This is a genomic window from Microbacterium sp. NPDC091662, assembly GCF_044756705.1.
Lineage (GTDB): Bacteria > Actinomycetota > Actinomycetes > Actinomycetales > Microbacteriaceae > Microbacterium.
On sequence record NZ_JBIVTM010000001.1, the window covers coordinates 1,265,257 to 1,282,934 of the forward strand.

Genomic DNA, 17,678 nt, shown 5'->3' on the forward strand with positions numbered 1-17,678 from the left:
TCCTGTCGAGATCGACCAAGAGTCGATACGATTTCGTCGTGCTCCACAGCTCCGCGACCAGCGGTCTCCCCCTACCCTGGGCCCTGTGCTCATGTCCGTGACGACCAGGCCCCGCGCCAGCCTCGGCCGGGTCATCGAAGACCTCGGCAACACCCTGCTCGAGGTCGTGAGCGGTGCGGTCGACGACGACGCCGAGATCGAGACGGTCGTCATCCACGACGTCCTCGACGACGCGATGCCGATGCGCGGCGCACTCGTGCTCGGCGTCGGGCTGAGCGACCCCGAGGAGATCGCCGACCTGCTGCAGACACTCGCCGCCCAGCACGCCTCCGCCCTCGTGCTGCGCGCTCCGGTGCGGGCGGAGCAACCGGTGCGCGATGCGTCCGAGGCCACCGGCATCCCTGTCCTCGCCCTCACGCGCGGGGCGTCGTGGGCACAGTTGGCCGCCATGCTGCGCTCGCTCATCGCCGAGGGAGACGTCGGCGACCAAGGAGCGACGACGCTCGGCGGTATGCCATCGGGCGACCTCTTCGCCCTCGCCAACGCGATCGCCACCCTGCTGAACGCCCCGGTCACGATCGAGGACCGCAACTCTCGGGTCGTCGCGTTCTCGGGCCGCCAGCACGAGGCGGATCCGGCGCGCATCGAGACGGTGCTCGGTCGGCAGGTGCCCGAGCGGTTCGCGCGCCAACTCGAAGAGCGCGGCGTCTTCCAGGAGCTGTACCGCAGCGAGGATCCGATCGACGTCGGTCCGGTGCTCAACACCGAGGGCCTTCCCTCGTTCCCCCGCGTGGCCCTGGCGGTGCGCGCGGGCGATGAGATCCTCGGGTCGATCTGGGCCGCCGTTCAGGAGCCGCTCTCCCCCGATCGCGTGCGCGCGCTGAAGGACTCAGCCGGCCTCGTCGCGTTGCACATGCTGCGCCTGCGGGCCGGTGCCGATGTCGAGCGCCGACTGCGCGCCGACCTGCTCGCCACCATCCTCGAAGGAGGCCCGGGAGCGGCGGATGCCACGGCACGACTGCGGCTGAACGACCACCGGTGCGTGGTGCTCGCACTCTCCGCCGCGGAAGAGGCCGACGATGAACCGTCGGCCGGAGCCCGCGGTGTCGCGGAGAGGCAGCACATCGCCGACGCCTTCGCCGTGCACCTGGGCGCCGTCTATCTCCGTTCCGCCGTCGCCGTGATCGGCAACGTCGTGTACGCCGTCGTCGGCACCCGGCCGGAGCAGGGCGATACCGATCACGGGGCCGAGCGCAGCGATGCCGACAGCCGAGCCGCACGCGTGGCGACCGACTTCCTCGGCCGGCTCGGGGCGACCAGCGAGATCCGCATCGGCGTCGGCACGGTGGCGGATGAGACCACCGGCATCCCCTCGTCCCGCGCGAACGCCGACCGTGCGCTCGGCGTGGTCCGCCAGGCGCCGTCGCGCGAACCGGTCGCGCGCTTCACCGCGGTGCAGATGGAGGCTCTGCTGGTCGAGCTCGGCGACCTCGTGCGAGCCCGTGGCGACCAGCCCACCGGCCCCGTCGCCCAGCTGCTCGCCCAGGACCGGGAGAAGGGCACGCACCTGGTCGAGACACTGCGGGCCTGGCTCGACGCCTTCGGCGATGTGGCGGTGGCGGCGGCCCGGGTGTACACACACCCGAACACCTTCCGGTATCGACTGCGCCGCCTGTCGGAGATCAGCGGACTCGATCTGACCGACCCGGAAGCCCGGTTCTCGGCCATGGTGCAGCTGCGCCTGCTCGTTCCCCACGACTGACGCGACCTTCGTCACATCAGGGGAAGGCGTCACATCAGGGGAAGGCGCCACATCAGGGGAAGGCGCCACATCAGGGGACAGCGCCGCATCAGGGGACAGCGCCTGCCCCGCCCCTCGCGGGGACGGGGCCGGCTGAGGCTCGTGGCCCGTCGCCGTCTGCACCCGGCGCGTGCGGCTCGTGGCCTCTCCGTCGAGTGCGCGTGATGTCCGCTCGTGGCCGACATCCTGCGTATCTGACACTCATTTCACCACCTATAGAGCATTCAGACCATAGAGTGGTTTCCGATTGATCGATCCGATCAATCGGTGCAGCCCGAAGAAGGCGACGGTGATCGAAATGGCCAACCTCGACGAGACCGACCGGCGGATCCTCACGGTGCTCGACACCGACCCGCGGCGCCCGGTGGCCCTGATCGCCCAGGACCTCGGCCTCGCGCGGGGCACCGTGCACGCGCGGCTGGAGCGTCTCGAGTCCGGTGGCTACCTGCGCGCACACAGCGCGCGCATCCTCCCGCAGGCACTGGGCCGGGGCGTCGCCGCCTCGATCCTCGTCGAGCTCGACCAGCACAAGATCACCGCCGCGATCGAGGCGCTCAGCCGTGTTCCCGAAGTGCTGGAGTGCTTCGCGCCGGCCGGTGACACCGACCTGCTGCTGCGCGTCGTCGCCAAGGACCCCGACGACCTCTACCGGGTCGCCGAAGTGGTGCGGCTGTGCCCCGGCATCCTCCGCACCTCGACGAGCCTGTTCTTGCGCGAGGTCATCCCCTACCGGGTGAGCGCGCTGCTGAACGCCGAGTGAGACCCCGCACTGAAGTGGACTCGTGCGTCAGCCGATGATGCGGGCGCCGGGGACGGGGCCGTGCACGTGCAGCGGGTCGAGCCCGGTCTCCCGCAGCGAGGACTGCACGTCCTGCGCGGTCTCGGGATCGGGGCACAACAGCGCCACCGTAGGCCCGGAGCCGGAGACGATGCCCTGGAGGGCACCCGCGGCGACACCCTGACGGATCGTGTCGGCGAGGTCGGGGCGTTCGAAGAGGGCCGCGGCCTGCAGATCGTTGAACAGTGTCTCGGCGAGCTGCGCCGGGTCGCCGGAGCGGAGCGCCTGCAGCACCGGGATCGGCACGTCCAGCGACAGCGGCGGATCGTCGGCGAGCGCACCCTCTTCCTCGCGCAGCAGGTCGAGGCGCTCGTAGACGACGGGCGTCGACAGCCCCTGCTCACTGGGCACCAGGATCCAGTCGAAACGTCCGCGGGCGAGCGCCGGGTTGAGCTGGTCGCCGCGGCCGGTGCCGACCGCCGTGCCGCCGTGCAGGGCGAACGGCACATCCGCACCGAGACGTGCGGCGAGGTCGTGCAGCCGCGCCTGTGAGAGCCCGGTTCCCCACAGTGCATCGCAGGCGACCAAGGCGGCAGCGGCGTCCGCCGAGCCTCCGCCCATGCCGCCGGCGACAGGCACGCTCTTGCGGATCTCGAGGGCGACTCCGCCTCGATGATCCACGGCGACGGCGAGCAGCTTGGCCGCGCGCATCGCGAGGTTGCGATCATCGAGCGGAACGGAGTCGATGTCTTCCACGCCCGAGACCGTGACCGAGAAGTCGTCGGCGGGGCGTGCGATCACGTCTTCGTAGAGGGATACCGCCTGGAAGACCGTCGCCAACGCGTGGTAGCCGTCGTCGTGCCGCCCGCCGACCCCGAGGAAGACGTTGATCTTCCCCGGGGCGCGCACGTGCACGGAGTCGGCGAACGCGGCATGGCTCATGATCGGGTCACAGCTCCGAGGACTTGGCCCACAGGTTGACGTCGATGGCTCCCGCGAGCTCGTCGATGCGCGCGAGCTCCTCAGAGCTGAAGGCAGGACCGTTCACGGCGGCGATGTTCTCGTCCAGCTGCTCCGGCCGCGAGGCGCCGATCAAGGCCGAGGCCACGACGGGGTTGCGCAGCGTCCACTGCAGCGCGAGCTGCGCGAGCGACTGGCCACGCCCCTGCGCGACCTCGTTCAGCGCGCGCAGGGTCTGCACGGCCTCATCGGTGAGGCGGCCCTCCGGCAGCGAACCGCGCTTCTGCGCGCGCTCGGCCGTGCCGTCGCCGAGGTATTTGTCGGTGAGCAGGCCCTGCGCCAGCGGCGTGAAGGCGATCGCGCCCAGGCCCGACTGCTCGAGGGTGTCGGTCAGGCCGTCTTCGACCCAGCGGTTGAGGATCGAGTAGGCGGGCTGGTGGATGACCAGCGGCGTGCCGAGATCCTTCGCGACCGCGACGGCCTCTGCCGTGCGCTCGGCGCTGTACGACGAGATACCCACGTACAGGGCCTTGCCCTGGCGCACGAGGGTGTCGAGCGCGCCGACCGTCTCGGCGATCGGGGTGACCGGGTCGACCCGGTGCGAGTAGAAGATGTCGACGTAGTCGAGGCCCATCCGCGTCAGCGACTGCTCGGCACTGGCGAGGATGTACTTGCGGCTCGCGAAGTCGCCGTAGGGACCGGGCCACATGTCCCAGCCGGCCTTGGACGAGATGATCAGCTCGTCGCGGTACGGGCGGAGGTCTTCGGCGAAGATGCGCCCGAAGTTCTTCTCCGCCGAGCCGTAGGGCGGGCCGTAGTTGTTCGCCAGGTCGAAGTGCGTGATGCCGCGGTCGAACGCGTGGCGCAGCAGTGCGCGCTGGTTGTCGAGCGGGATGTTGTCGCCGAAGTTCCACCACAGTCCGAGCGAGATCGGTGGCAGGTAGAGGCCGGACGTGCCGACCTGGCGGTAGGCGAACTGCTGGTAGCGGCTCTCGTCCGCCGCGTACGGACGGTGCAGCTCGGGGACATCGGGGCGGAAGCGAGGGGAGTCGGTCACGGTGCCAGATTACTGGGTGGGGGCGACGTCGTCATCGAGGGCATCGACATCGATGCTGTCGACCGAGAGGGCGGCGGCCGCCGCAGCATGCTGCGCGATGCGCTGATAGTCCGCGACCGTGAGGTCTTCTCCGCGAGCAGTCGGTGCGACACCCGCGGCGATCAGCACCTCCGACGCCGCCGCCGAGCTGCCGAAGATCCCGGACAGGGCCTGACGGAGCATCTTCCGACGCTGGTTGAAGGCCGCGTCCACGATCTGGAAGGTGCGACGGCGCTCCTCCTCGGTGCCGCGCTCCCCCTCGGAGCGGTCGAAGCCGACGAGCAGGCTGTCGACGTTCGGGACCGGCCAGAACACCTGGCGGGACACGGTGCCCGAGAGCTTCCATTCGCCGTACCAGGCGGCCTTGACGCTCGGCGAGCCATAGATCTTCGACCCCGGCTTCGCGGCCAGGCGCTCGGCGACCTCGGCCTGGACCATCACGACGCCGCGCTGCAGGTAGGCGAAGTTCTCGAGGAAGTGCAGCAGCACCGGCACCGAGACGTTGTAGGGCAGATTCGCCACCAGCACGGTGGGCTCCCCCGGCAGTGCGGTGATGCGCAGCGCATCCGCGTCGACGACCGTGAGCCGATCGGCCTCGACACCGTGCTCGGCGGCGGTCTGCGCCAGGCGGGCGGCGAGGCGATGATCGATCTCGACGGCCGTGACCGAAGCCCCGGTCTCGAGGATCGCGAGGGTCAGCGAGCCGAGCCCCGGTCCGACCTCGACCACGCGCTCGTGCGGCTGCACGCGGGCGGCCTGCACGATCTTGCGCACGGTGTTCGCATCGGTGACGAAGTTCTGGCCGAGCTTCTTCGTCGGGGTGACGTCGAGCTCGGCGGCGAGGCGGCGGATCTCGGTGGCGCCGAGCAGGGAGACGGTCATGCCCCCATTCTCCCCCACTCCTTCGATGTCCCCCGTCGTCAGTAGTCTTCTCTGGTGCCTTCTCTCGGTGAACTCGTCGCGCCCCGCCGTATGGGCCGAGACTTCCGCTGGCTGCTCGCGTCGTCGTGGACGAGCAACGTCGGCGACGGCGTCGCGCTCGCGGCCGCTCCGCTGCTGATCGCGTCGATGACCTCGTCGCCGATCCTGGTGGCGGCCGGCGCGATCCTGCAGTTCCTTCCGTGGCTGCTGTTCGGCCTGCACGCGGGTGCCATCGCCGACCGCTTCGACCGGCGGCGGCTGGTCATGTTCGCCAACGCTGCCAGAGCGGTCGTGCTCGCAGCGCTGTGCGTGTTCCTCATCACGGGCGTGGCCAACATCTGGATCGTGCTCGCAGTCGCCTTCCTCTACGGCACCGCCGAGGTGTTCGTCGACACGGCGGGCAGCACGCTGCTGCCCATGCTCGTGAAGCCCGCAGACCTCGGCATCGGCAATGCGCGTCTGCAGGCCGGATACCTGGTCGCGAACCAGTTCGCCGGTCCCCCGCTGGGCGCCTTCCTGTTCGCCGCAGGCACGGCGTGGCCCTTCCTGCTCGAGGTCGTGTGCGTGAGCTTCGCCGTGGTGCTCATCTCGCGCATGGCGAAGACACCCGTCCCGCCCCGGGAGAACGACACCCGCCCTCCGGTGCACACCGACATCGCCGAAGGCCTGCGGTGGCTGTGGCGAAACCCTCCGGTGCGCATGCTGGTGCTCATCATCCTGGTCTTCAACATCACCTGGGCGGCTCCGTGGGGCGTGCTCGTCCTGTACGCCACCGAGCACCTGCACATGGGCGCGGTCGGCTACGGTGCGCTCACGACGGCATCGGCGGCCGGGGGGATCCTGGCGACCCTCAGCTTCGGTTGGCTGGAGCGCCACGTGTCCTTCGCGACGCTGATGCGGGTCGTGCTGTCGCTAGAGGTGCTCATGCACCTGTCGTTCGCGCTCACCACCACCGGCTGGGTGGCCCTGGTCATCATGTTCTTCTTCGGCGCCTACGCATTCGTCTGGGGAACGATCTCCACGACCGTGCGACAGCGACTGGTCCCCGCCGAGCTCCAGGGCCGGGTGGCCTCCGTGAACATGGTCGGCGTGTTCGGTGGCATGGTCGTCGGGCAGGCGCTCGGAGGCGTGATCGCCCAGGTCTGGGGGCTCACCGCGCCGTGGTGGTTCGCCTTCGTCGGTGCCGCCCTCACGCTGCTGCTGGTGTGGAAGCCCATCTCGCAGATCGTGTCGGCGAAGCCTGTCGCCGAGACCGGGCCCGACGATGCGGAACCCGCGAGTCCGTCGGCGAACGACCCTCAGTCGGCGAACGAGCCGTAGACCCGCAGGGTGTTCTCGGCGAGCTGGGCGCACAGCTCATCCACGTCGATGCCGAGCTCTGCGGCCATGAAGCGCACCGTGATCGGTACCAGGTAGGGCGCGTTCGGGCGGCCTCGCAAAGGCACCGGGGTGAGGAACGGCGCATCCGTCTCGACCAGGAGGCGATCGAGCGGGGTGACCTTCAACGCATCGCGAAGATTCTGGGCGTTCTTGAACGTGACGTTGCCGGCGAACGACAGGTGGTAGCCGGCATCGGCGCAGGTGCGCGCCATCGCATCGTCACCCGAGAAGCAGTGGAACACGGTGCGCTCCGGGGCACCCACGCGGGTCAGTGTCTCCAGCACCGCATCGTGTGCGTCGCGGTCGTGGATCTGCATCGCGATGCCGTGCTTCTTCGCGAGCGCGATGTGTGCCTCGAACGACTCGAACTGCGGCGCCCGCCGCTCGGGCTCCGTCCGGAAGAAGTCGAGACCGGTCTCGCCGATCGCCCGGGTGCGCGGGTGCGCGGCGAGCTCGTCGATCACCGCGATCGCCTCATCCAGACGCCCCTCCTCTGCATACGTCGGCGCATCGTTCGGGTGGATCGCGACGGCGGCCAGCACACGAGGGTCGGATGCCGCGGCCTCGACCGCCCACCGCGACGACTCGATGTCGCCCGAGGCCTGCACGACCCCGGTGATGCCCACGGCCGCTGCGCGGTCGAGCTGCTCGCTCAGCGACAGCGGGTCGTCTCCGTCGAGGATCTCGAGGTGCGCATGGTTGTCGTACACCGGGACCGTGAGCGGCTCGGGTGCGGGCGGATACTTCAGGTCCTTGCGCCCGTCGCCCGAACGCTCACGCACGTAGGTCTCGGCCATCTCTTCGCGCTCTGTGATTCGGACCGCGGTTCAGGCCGCGGACTCCACCCGCGGGAACAGCGGTGCAAGGCCGTTGACGCTGGTGCCGGGACGCAGCACGCCCCAGGCTCCCGCCTCGCGGATCGGCTGGTCCTGCAGACGGCCCAGGGTCTCGGCGGCACCGAGGGCGATCCAGAGCTTCTCGGTCGACTGCGGCATCACGGGCGACAGCAGCACCGCGAGGGCGCGCAGGCCCTCGGCGCAGGTGTACAGCACGGTGCCGAGGCGCGCGCGCTGGTCCTCGTCTCCGCTGTTCGCCTGCTTGGCCAGTGCCCACGGCTCGTTCGCGGTGATGTAGCCGTTCAGCGCGTCGACGATGGTCCAGATCGCCGAGATCGCCTCGTCGATGCGGAACTGCGCGATGGACACATCCGCATTCGTCGCCGCATCCGCCACGATCTTCTGGATCGCGAGATCCTTCTCGGTGTATTCGGCCGCGCGCGGCACGACGCCCTCGAAGTACTTCTCGATCATCGCGGTGGTGCGCGAGGCGAGGTTGCCGAAGCCGTTCGCGAGCTCGGCCTGGTAGCGAGCCGACAGGTCTTCCCACGAGAACGAGCCGTCCTGACCGAAGGCGATCGCCGAGAGGAAGTAGAAGCGGTACGCGTCCGAGCCGAAGACGTCGGTGATCTCGGTCGGCGCGATGCCGGTGAGCTTCGACTTCGACATCTTCTCACCGCCCACGAGCAGCCAGCCGTGCGCGAACACGCCCTTCGGCACGTCGAGGCCGGCCGCCATCAGCAGCGCCGGCCAGATCACGGCGTGGAAGCGCAGGATGTCTTTGCCGACCACGTGGTACGCGGGCCAGCGGCGCTCGAAGGTCTCCTCATCGGAGCCGTAGCCGACGGCCGTGGCGTAGTTCAGCAGCGCATCGACCCACACGTAGATGACGTGCGACTCGTCCCAGGGCAGCGGGATGCCCCAGTCGAAGGTCGAGCGCGAGATCGACAGATCCTTCAGGCCCTGGCTCACGAAGGAGACGACCTCGTTGCGCGCCGAGTCGGGGCGCACGAAATCGGGCTGGGTCTTGTAGAGCTCGAGCAGGCGGTCCTGGAACTCGCTGAGCTTGAAGAAGTAGTTCTTCTCCTGCAGCAGTTCGAGGGGCTTCGAGTGGATCGCACAGACCTTGAGGCCCTCGAACGGACCGGTGCCGTCGACGATCTCGGACTCGGGCTTGAACTCCTCGCACCCCACGCAGTAGAGCGCCTCGTACTCGCCCGCGTAGATGTAACCGCGGTCGTACAGGCGCTGGAAGAACGTCTGCACGTTCGTCTCGTGGCGCTCCTGCGTGGTGCGGATGAAGTCGTCGTTGGCGACGTCGAGCGTCGTCAACAGCGGGAACCAGCTCTCGCTGACGAGCTTGTCGACCCATTCCTGCGGCGTGACGTTGTTGGCCGCCGCGGCGCGCAGCATCTTCTGCCCGTGCTCGTCGGTGCCCGTCAGCATCCAGGTGTCATCCCCCGCCTGGCGGTGCCACCGTGCGAGCGTGTCGACGGCCACCGTCGTGTACCCGTGGCCGATGTGAGGCACGTCGGACGGGTAGTAGATGGGCGTGGTGATGTAGAAGGATTCGCCTGCGGGCATGGAGCAATTCTAGGTGCGATGCCGCGGGTGGTTACGCCGTGTCCGCGCATACGCGGCAGGAGGCTCATGCCACCGACACGTCGATGCGATGCCATCCCTGCGCGCCATCAGGGGCAGGCGCCGCCGGATCCGACGTCTGCGTCTCGCCGTCGACGCTGAGCGCCCGGCATTCGACGGTGTGCGCTCCGCTCTCCGCCGTCCAGTCGAGGCTCCATTGCACCCAGGTGTCGGTAGAGATCGCCGTCGCGAGTTCGGCGGCGCGCCACGGGCCGTCGTCGATGCGCACCTCCACCCCGGCGACGCCGACGTGCTGCTGCCAGGCCATCCCGGCGATGACCGCTTTCCCCGCGGGGATCGATTGGCCGCGACGCGGGACGTCGATGCGCGACTGCAGCTTGATGGGCCCGTGATCCGACCATCCCCGCGTCGTCCAATAGGCCGTGGCACGGTCGAACCGCGTCACCTCCAGCTGCGTGACCCACTTGGTGGCCGAGACGTAGCCGTAGAGGCCCGGCACCACCATCCGCACCGGGAAGCCGTGCTCGATCGGCAGCGGCTCGCCGTTCATGCCGATCGCGAGCAGGGCGTCGCGGTCGTCCGTGAGCGCCTCGATCGGTGTCGATGCCGTGAAGCCGTCGACCGAGGTCGAGAGCACCATGTCGGCGTCGGCGTCGACACCCGCGCGCGCGAGCAGCTCCCGCACCGGAAGACCCAGCCAGCGGGCGTTGCCGATCAGTGATCCCCCCACCTCGTTCGACACGCAGGCGAGCGTCACGTCGGACTCCTGCATCGGCATGGCCAGCAGTTCGTCCCACGTGATCTCGATCTCGCGCGCGACCATCCCGTGGATGCGCAGCGACCAGTCGGCCGGGTCGACCTGCGGCACGATCAGCGCGGTGTCGATGCGATAGAACTCCGCGTTCGGGGTCACGACGGAGGCGAGACCGGGAATCCCCAGCTCCGCACCGGCGGGGACCGCCGCTGCCGCACGTGCCGCCGTCGGCAGCCGCAGGGCATCGCGGACCGCTTCGATCGAGCGGCTCGCCCCGCGCGCGACGTTTCCGACGATGAGTGCCACTGCGCCTGCTGCGGCGACCCCGGCGGTCCACAACAGGAATCGTCTCCGGTCCTCGCCGTCGGGCTGCAGGCCTGCGACCGGTCGCAGCCGAGCGATGAGCAGGCGCAGAGTGATCACGGCCACGAGCCCGGCGATCAGACCGGGCAGCCAGGCGAACGGGCCCGCACCGGGACGGATCATCGCCGCGACGACGGCGAGCGCACCCAGCGCCCCCAGGATCACCGCTCCGAGACCGGATCGTCTGCGCTCCAGGATCCCGGCGAATGCGGCGACGACGACGAGCACGACGGCGATCCCCGTGATCAGGGCAGCCTTGTCGCCGGTGCCGAACAGCGCGATGGCGGTGTCTTTCGCCCAGCTCGGCGCGAGGTCGATAAGTCCGCTCCCGATCACGGCGAACGGGCTCGCGCTCGGCTCGACTACCGCGGCGACGAGTTCTCCCAGGCCGACGGCGAGGAACGACGCGCTCAGACCCGCGGCAGCTGCCCGGAGGGTGTCTCGCCGTGTCTCTGCTCCGCGCGTCGCGTGCATCGCCTGCGTCATGTCCCGAGGGTAACCCCGCCGCGGATGCCGGGGGCGCATCCGCGGCGAGGTCGACGGTGCCTCTCAGAGACCGTTGCGGCGTGCGACCTCTCCGAGCCAGGCCAGCGACGGCTTCGGCGAGCGCTCGAACGTCTCGTGGTCGAAACCGATCAGACCGAACGTGGGGCGGAAACCGCTGGCCCACTCGTAGTTGTCGAGCGCGCTCCAGTGCTGGTAGGCGCGCACGTCGATGCCGTCGGAGATCGCGCGATGCAGACCTTCGAGCGCACCCTGCGTGTAGGCGATGCGGCGGGTGTCATCGGCGGTCGCGATGCCGTTCTCGGTCACGAGCACGGGCACGCCGCCGCTGCGCTCCCAGGCGCTGCGCACCCCCATCTCGAGCGCTTCAGGGAAGAATTCCCAGCCGGTCAGCGTCGTCTCGACGTCGGCCGACACCGGGCGCGGGCCCTCCGGACCGATGAAGGTGCGGGTGTACGCCTGCACGCCGACGAAGTCGTCGCCCGCCGACTGGTCGAGATACCAGTGGTCGCGGGGATCGCCGTACGCGGCGAGCATCTCGTCGGCTCCCGGCTCTCCCGTGGAGTGGAACGCCTGCGTCGCGATGGTCCATCCGGCCTTGACGCCGGGCACCGAATGCAGGATCTCCGATGCACGGTGGTGCGCCTCGAGCAGCGTGTCGGCGACGGCGAGGTCGGGGTTCGGGAGGCCGTAGGCGACGAGGTTCGCCGCGTCTTCTCCCCCGGCCAGCATCGCGGCGATGTTCGGCTCGTTGATCGTGCACACGTAGTCGATGCCGTCGAGGATCGGCAGCACGGTCTCGACGTAACGGGCGAACAGGTCGACCGCGTCGTCGGCGCGCCAGAAGCCGTCCTTCTGGAACCACTGCGGCACCGTGAAGTGCATGAGTGTGACCGTGGGGTCGAGTCCGTTCTCACGGGCGGTGTCGATCATGCGGCGGTAGTGGTCGAGCATCGCCCGGGAGACGAAGCCGCGCTCGGGTTCGATCCGCGCCCATTCCACCGAGAACCGGTAGGAGTTCAGCCCGGCGGCGGCGAGCAGCCGCATGTCCTCCGGGTAGCGGTGGAAGTGGTCGGCGGCATCGCCGGAGGGCTTCACCATGGGCGAGCCGGGCGCGTGTTCCATCGCCCACCAGTTGCTCGTGGTGTTGTTGCCCTCCACCTGGTGGGCCGCTGTCGCGGCACCCCACAGGAAGCCGTCGGGGAATGCGAGCACGAGTGCTCTCCTCTCTCTTGTGTTGAAGTCGTGACGGTCAGCGCAGGCGCGCGGGGTTGGGCACGGCGTCGAGCAGCTCGATCGTGTACGGGTCCTCCGGATGCTGCAGCACCTCGGCGGTCTCGCCGCGTTCGACCACCCGACCGCCATTGAGCACCAGGATGTTCTGGGTCACCAGGCGTGCGCTCAGCAGGTCATGCGTGATGTAGAGCATGCTGATGCCCCATCTCTCGCGCAGGTCCTCCAGCAGCGCCAGCACCCCGGCGCGGAGCGAGACGTCGAGCATCGACACGGGCTCGTCGGCGATCAGCACCTGCGGATCGCTCGCGAGCGCCCTGGCGATCACGACGCGCTGCCGTTGCCCGCCGGAGAGCTGGTGCGGCAGCTTGGCCGCGAACTGCTCGACGGGCGTGAGACCGACCGTCTCGAGCAGCTCCAGCACGCGCGCTCTGGCCTCGGGGCCGCGCAGCTTCGTGTAGTTCATGACCGGGCGGGTGAGGGCGTACTCGACGGTGTGCAACGGGTTGAGCGCCGCATAGGGGTCCTGAAACACCATCTGCACGTCCTTGCGCAGGTCTCGCAGACCACCGCGTTTGAGCGTCGCGACGTCGACATCGCCGAAGTGCACCGTGCCGGAAGTGGGCTTCTCGACGCCGGTCAGCATCTTGGCGATGGTCGACTTGCCCGATCCAGAGGCGCCGACGAGCGCCAGGGCCTCGCCCGGTTCGAGCCGGAACGACACGTCGTCGACGGCGGTCACGGCGTCCTGCCCGCGTCGCGGCGCCGGGTAGTGCTTCGAGACCCCGTCCACCACGATCGCCGCATCCGCCCGACGGGTGTCGCGCGACGACACGGTCGGCAGCGTCTCGGTGACGTCGGTCCGCGAACGCCCTTCCCGACGGCGAGTGCCGGCGTCGACGAAGCCGGGGATCTCGATCTTCTCCGCCCGAGGATCCGCGTAGTGGCTCAGCAGCATCCGGGTGTACTCGTCCTGCGGGCGTTCGAGGATGTCGATGCTCTTGGCGTCTTCGACGATGTGCCCTTCGTGCATCACCATCACCCGGTCCGTCGCCTCCAACACGATGCCGAGGTCGTGGCTGATGAGGATGGCGGTGAAGTGTTCGGCCCGCTGCAGCTCTTTGATCGTGTCCATCACCGCGTGCTGCACGAGCACGTCGAGCGCCGTGGTGGGCTCGTCGAACACCATCAACTGCGGTTCGAGAGACAGCGCGAGCGCGATCGAGGCACGCTGGCGCATACCGCCGGAGAGTTCGCCCGGGTAACGGGCGAGCACCGACGCGTCGAGACCGACCTTGCCGATGAGTTCACGGGCACGCGCATCGCGGGCCTCCTTGGGCACGTGGCCGTGGGCGGCGAAGATGTCGCGGAAGTGGTTGCCGATCGTGCGCACCGGGTTGAGGGCGTTCATGCCCGACTGCAGCACCATGGCGAATCCGCCCTGACGCTGACGGCGCAGCTCCTCGGCATCCAGCTCGCGGATGTCGCGTCCGCCGAAGAGGATGCGTCCCGCACTGATCCGCGCCGGTGGCTTCTGCAACCGGGTGAGGGCGAAGCCGAGGGTCGACTTGCCCGACCCCGACTCGCCGACCAGGCCGACGAACTCGCCGCGGCGGAGCGAGAACGACACACCCTCGACCGCGGTGACGGGCTTCGCGCCCGGCGAGGCGTATTCGACGGACAGCCCCTGCACCTCGAGCAGGATGTCGTTTCCCGTGGTCGTGGTCTCGGATGCCATGGTGGTCATCGGCCCTTCCCCTCTCGCAGGCGCGGATTGGAGATGCCGTCCACGCCGAAGTTGATCAGTGTCAGGCTCAGCGCCAGCAGTGCGATGCACAGACCGGGGGCGAACAGCAGCAGCCACTGTCCGGTGAGCAGGGAGTTGGAGTTCTGCGCCCAGTAGAGCATGGTGCCCCAGCTGACGATGCTGGAGTCGCCGAGGCCGAGGAACTCCAGCCCCGCCTCCGCCAGGATCGCGGCCGTGGCCGCCCCGAAGAGCGTGCCGGCGATGATCGACGTCATGTTGGGCAGGATCTCGCGGAAGATGATGCGCGTCCTGCTGTCGCCCGAGAACTGCGCCGAGGTGACGAAGTCGTTGCCGCGCAGCGACTGCGTCTGGCTCCGGAGCACACGCGCGCCCCAGGCCCAGCCGGTCACCACGATGACCGCGATGATCATCAGGATGCCGCCGTTCTGCAGGTACGCAGCGATCACGATCATGAGAGGGAGGCCCGGGATCACCAGGAAGAGGTTGACGATGAAGCCGACCACCTCGCCGGCGAAGCCGCGCATGTATCCCCAGCTGAGGCCGATGAGCACGGCGACGATGGTGGACAGGATGCCGGCTGCGAAGCCGACCAGGAGGCTGACCTGCGCGCCGTAGATGAGCTGGCTGAGCACGTCCTCCCCCGCGGCGGTCGTGCCGAGCCAGTGCGCCCAGGAGGCGTCGGCGTTGCGCTCGAAGGTGTTGTCCTTCGCACCGTACGGGGCGAGCACGGGGGCGAACACCGCCACCAGCACGAAGAAGGCGAGGATGCACAGCCCGAGCCGCGCCTTGCCGTTGCCCCAGAGCGTGGCGACCATGCGTCCGAAGGCGCGCCACGGGCTGGGCGCGGCGATGCGCTCGGCGGGGATCTTGACGTTCATGGTGGAAGTCATCGGCGGGTCCTTGGGTCGAGTACCCCGTACAGGATGTCAACGAGGAAGTTGGCGATGAGCACGCTCACGGTGATCATCAGGAAGAGTGCCTGCATGAGCGGGTAGTCCTGCCCGATCACGGCGTTGAACAGCAGGTAGCCGATGCCCGGATACCCGAACACCTGCTCGACGAGGATCGATCCGCCGACCACGCCGCCGAGCGTGAGCCCGAAGCCGGTGAGGTTCGGCAGGATCGCGTTGCGCGCGGCGTAACGGAGCGCGATCGTGCGGCCGTGCAGGCCGTTCGCCTCGCCGAAGGTGATGTAGTCCTCGCCGAGCGTGTTGATCATGGCGTTGCGCATGCCGATGATCCAGCCGCCCAGCGAGGTGAGCAGGATCGTCAGAGCCGGGAGGAACGCGTGACTGATCAGGTCTCCGAGGAACTCCCAGGTGAACCCGGGGGTCGTCGTCGCCGAGTAGGCGCCGGTGGTCGGGAACCAGTGCAGCACGTAGCCGAAGAAGAACAGCAGCAGCAGCGCGGTCCAGAAGTACGGGAACGTGCTGAGGAACGAGCCGGTCAGCGTCGGCAGGGTGTCGAGCCAGGTGCCGCGGCGCCAGGCGGCCGCGACGCCGATCAGCGTGCCGATCACGAACGCGAGGATCGTGACGATGCCGACGAGTCCGATCGTGTACGGCAGTGCCGTGGAGACCATGCTCGACACCGACTGCGGGTAGAACGTGTACGAGACGCCGAAGTCGAGCCGGACGACCTGTCCGAGGTAGGCGATGTACTGATCCCACAGCGATCCGGTCGGCACCCCCAGCTGTGCCTCGATGGCGGCGCGCGTGGCATCCGACACCGGGCCGTTCTGGGACAGCTTGGCGATGGCGGCGTCCGCCGGGGAACCGGGCATCATGCGCGGGAGGAAGAAGTTCAGGGTGACCGCGGCCCACAGCGTGAGCACGAACAGGCCGAACTTCTGGAGCACGTACTTCACTTGTCGTCCTCCTTCACTCGCTCGAGCCGCGTGAAGATGCCCAGCGGCGCGGAGTCGTAGTTCTGCGGGATCATGTACGGGTCTTCCTCACTCGGCCAGCCGGTGAACTTGGCATCGCTGAACAGGCCCCAGATGCCGCCGTAGTAGAGGCCGATCACGGGCAGCTCGTCGTAGACGACGCCCTGCAGCTCCTTCACGATCTCGGCCTGGCGGGCGGCATCGACGGTCTCGCGGTACTCGGCGAGCAGCGCGTCGACCTTCGGCGACTTGTAGCGCTCGAAGTTGTTCGCGGTCGGCTTTCCCGACGGCACGTAGAACTCGCTGGAGAGCAGGTTGTTGTAGGCCTGGTACACGTCGCCGTTGCCCATGCCGCCGATCGCCATCTCGAAGTCGCCGTTGCTGATCGCGCTCTGGTACCCCGCGGGCTGCGGAAGCTTGAGCGTCACCTTCACGCCGACATCGGCGAGCTGGCTGCGCACGGTCTGCGCGGCCCTGGTCCAGTCGGAGTAGCCGTTCGCGGTGGTGAGCGCGAACTCGAGCTGCTCGCCGTTCGCGTCCACGAGGCGGTCGCCGTCGAGGGTGTAGCCCGCGTCGGCGAAGGCGGCGAGCGCGGCATCCTTGTCCTGCGTGATCATGCCCTGATCGGGGATGCTCGGATCCAGGTACTGTTCCTGGTTCGGAAGGATGAGACCGGTCTGACCCGCCGGCTTCATGTACCCCTCGGAGGCGGTCTCGGCGATCTCGTCACGATCGAGGGAGAGCGCGATGCCGCGGCGCACGTTCACGTCGTCGAAGGGGGCGACCTCGAGGTTCGGCATCAGCGCGATCACGCCACCGGGTGGGAACCACCAGGAGTTGTGATCGCTCGCCGCACCCCAGGTGCCCTCGACGTCGGAGATGAACGAGTAGGCCCAGTCGTAACCGCGCGTGACGGTGTCGAGCTGCGAGTTCGTGGCGGGGAGGATGATGTGCTCGATCTCGATCGAGTCGGCCTGCCAGTAGTCGGGGTTCTTGTCCATCGAGTACTGCTGGTCGTTGTAGTTGCCGAGCACGAACGGCCCGGTTCCCACAGGATCCTCGTTGCGATACGTGCCCGGGTCCTTCACGTCGGACCAGAGGTGCTCCGGCACGATCATCGTCTGCCCGAGGATCGCCAGCGAGGGCGCGTCCTCGGTCTTGAGATGCAGGATCACGTCGCTGCCCTGGGTCTCGACGCTGTCGAGGTGCTGCCAGGCGCCCTTGATGTCGAGCGAGGGGTTGTCCTTGAGCAACTGGAACGTGAAGGCCACGTCCTCGGGCGTCAGGTCTTCACCGTCGCTCCACTTCACGTCGTCGCGGATCGTCATGACGATCGTGCGGGCGTCGGGCTGGCTCCACCCGGCGGCGAGCCACGGGTTCTGCGTGCCGTCCAGCGGGTTGATCAGGATCAGCGGCTCGTAGATCCACCGCGACGCTGTGCGCGTGTTGGTGAGATACGGGTTGAAGTTCTTCGTGAAGAACGGGTTGCCCTTGTCGGCGTTGATCAGCATCGTGTCGGCGCCGATCGACGGATCGGGTTGGGATGTGATCTGGATGCTGCAGCCGCTGAGTGCGACCGCCACGGCCGCGAGGCCCACGATCGCCGCTCGGCGCCAGCGCTGGATCATGCGCCCTCTCGGTGTTCTGCCACCTGACATCTGCCACCTCATGTCGTCTCTGTCATGAAGGGCGCCCCTGCCGGACCACCGGAACTCTCGGAACACCCGCACGGCCTGCGCCGTCTCAGGACGGTTCGCACCGCCTCAGTGATTGTAAGCGCATACATTTTGACATCGC

At 68.7% G+C, this 17,678-nt stretch carries 14 protein-coding genes; 3 read left to right on the forward strand and 11 right to left on the reverse strand.

The window, feature by feature from the left end; all coding sequences use genetic code 11:
- The first annotated feature begins 91 nt into the window (after positions 1–91).
- Positions 92–1,762, forward strand: a complete 1,671-nt coding sequence (locus tag ACIQLD_RS06010; RefSeq protein WP_402608497.1) for a helix-turn-helix domain-containing protein — start codon at positions 92–94, stop codon at positions 1,760–1,762.
- Positions 1,763–2,099: 337 nt separating this feature from the next.
- Positions 2,100–2,561 carry an Lrp/AsnC family transcriptional regulator gene (locus ACIQLD_RS06015; RefSeq protein WP_402608499.1) on the forward strand — a complete coding sequence of 154 codons (462 nt, stop codon included), beginning with the start codon at positions 2,100–2,102 and terminating at the stop codon, positions 2,559–2,561.
- Positions 2,562–2,588: 27 nt separating this feature from the next.
- On the opposite strand, the gene ACIQLD_RS06020 is transcribed toward ACIQLD_RS06015, so the two are convergent.
- From ACIQLD_RS06020 to rsmA, 3 genes are read right to left on the reverse strand one after another with little or no spacing between them, the layout of a single operon-like run.
- A complete protein-coding gene (locus tag ACIQLD_RS06020; RefSeq protein WP_402606221.1) occupies positions 2,589–3,521 on the reverse strand; it encodes a 4-(cytidine 5'-diphospho)-2-C-methyl-D-erythritol kinase in 933 nt (310 codons plus the stop codon).
- 7 nt (positions 3,522–3,528) lie between these two features.
- Positions 3,529–4,596 (reverse strand): L-glyceraldehyde 3-phosphate reductase, encoded by a 1,068-nt coding sequence (gene mgrA / locus ACIQLD_RS06025; protein ID WP_402606223.1) that lies wholly within the window; start codon positions 4,594–4,596, stop codon positions 3,529–3,531.
- 9 nt (positions 4,597–4,605) lie between these two features.
- A complete protein-coding gene (gene rsmA / locus ACIQLD_RS06030) occupies positions 4,606–5,517 on the reverse strand; it encodes a 16S rRNA (adenine(1518)-N(6)/adenine(1519)-N(6))-dimethyltransferase RsmA (RefSeq protein ID WP_402606226.1) in 912 nt (303 codons plus the stop codon).
- Positions 5,518–5,571: 54 nt separating this feature from the next.
- Here rsmA and ACIQLD_RS06035 point away from each other — a divergent pair, with 54 nt between their 5' ends.
- Positions 5,572–6,876, forward strand: coding sequence for an MFS transporter (locus ACIQLD_RS06035; RefSeq protein ID WP_402606228.1), 1,305 nt, complete (start codon positions 5,572–5,574; stop codon positions 6,874–6,876).
- On the opposite strand, the gene ACIQLD_RS06040 is transcribed toward ACIQLD_RS06035, so the two are convergent.
- The 8 genes from ACIQLD_RS06040 to ACIQLD_RS06075 form a co-directional block, all read right to left on the reverse strand.
- A complete protein-coding gene (locus ACIQLD_RS06040) occupies positions 6,855–7,733 on the reverse strand; it encodes a TatD family hydrolase (RefSeq protein WP_402606230.1) in 879 nt (292 codons plus the stop codon). The two genes, ACIQLD_RS06035 and ACIQLD_RS06040, sit on opposite strands and share 22 nt — an antisense overlap.
- Before the next feature lie 30 nt (positions 7,734–7,763).
- On the reverse strand, positions 7,764–9,356 hold the full coding sequence (gene metG / locus ACIQLD_RS06045) for a methionine--tRNA ligase (RefSeq protein WP_402606232.1): 1,593 nt from the start codon (positions 9,354–9,356) through the stop codon (positions 7,764–7,766).
- A 64-nt stretch (positions 9,357–9,420) separates the two neighbouring features.
- On the reverse strand, positions 9,421–10,977 hold the full coding sequence (locus ACIQLD_RS06050) for a molybdopterin-dependent oxidoreductase (RefSeq protein WP_402606234.1): 1,557 nt from the start codon (positions 10,975–10,977) through the stop codon (positions 9,421–9,423).
- A gap of 63 nt (positions 10,978–11,040) precedes the next feature.
- A complete protein-coding gene (locus tag ACIQLD_RS06055) occupies positions 11,041–12,210 on the reverse strand; it encodes a glycoside hydrolase family 1 protein (protein ID WP_402606237.1) in 1,170 nt (389 codons plus the stop codon).
- Between the two features lie 37 nt (positions 12,211–12,247).
- The gene (locus ACIQLD_RS06060; protein WP_402606239.1) at positions 12,248–13,975 is read right to left on the reverse strand and encodes an ABC transporter ATP-binding protein; all 1,728 of its coding nucleotides are present in this window, start codon (positions 13,973–13,975) and stop codon (positions 12,248–12,250) included.
- Positions 13,972–14,886 carry an ABC transporter permease gene (locus tag ACIQLD_RS06065; protein WP_402606242.1) on the reverse strand — a complete coding sequence of 305 codons (915 nt, stop codon included), beginning with the start codon at positions 14,884–14,886 and terminating at the stop codon, positions 13,972–13,974. The genes ACIQLD_RS06060 and ACIQLD_RS06065 overlap by 4 nt, the downstream gene beginning before the upstream one ends.
- Positions 14,883–15,863 carry an ABC transporter permease gene (locus ACIQLD_RS06070; RefSeq protein WP_402606245.1) on the reverse strand — a complete coding sequence of 327 codons (981 nt, stop codon included), beginning with the start codon at positions 15,861–15,863 and terminating at the stop codon, positions 14,883–14,885. Before ACIQLD_RS06070 ends, ACIQLD_RS06065 begins: the two co-directional genes overlap by 4 nt.
- Positions 15,860–17,509 carry an ABC transporter substrate-binding protein gene (locus ACIQLD_RS06075; RefSeq protein WP_402606248.1) on the reverse strand — a complete coding sequence of 550 codons (1,650 nt, stop codon included), beginning with the start codon at positions 17,507–17,509 and terminating at the stop codon, positions 15,860–15,862. The genes ACIQLD_RS06070 and ACIQLD_RS06075 overlap by 4 nt, the downstream gene beginning before the upstream one ends.
- Between the last annotated feature and the right edge of the window lie 169 nt (positions 17,510–17,678).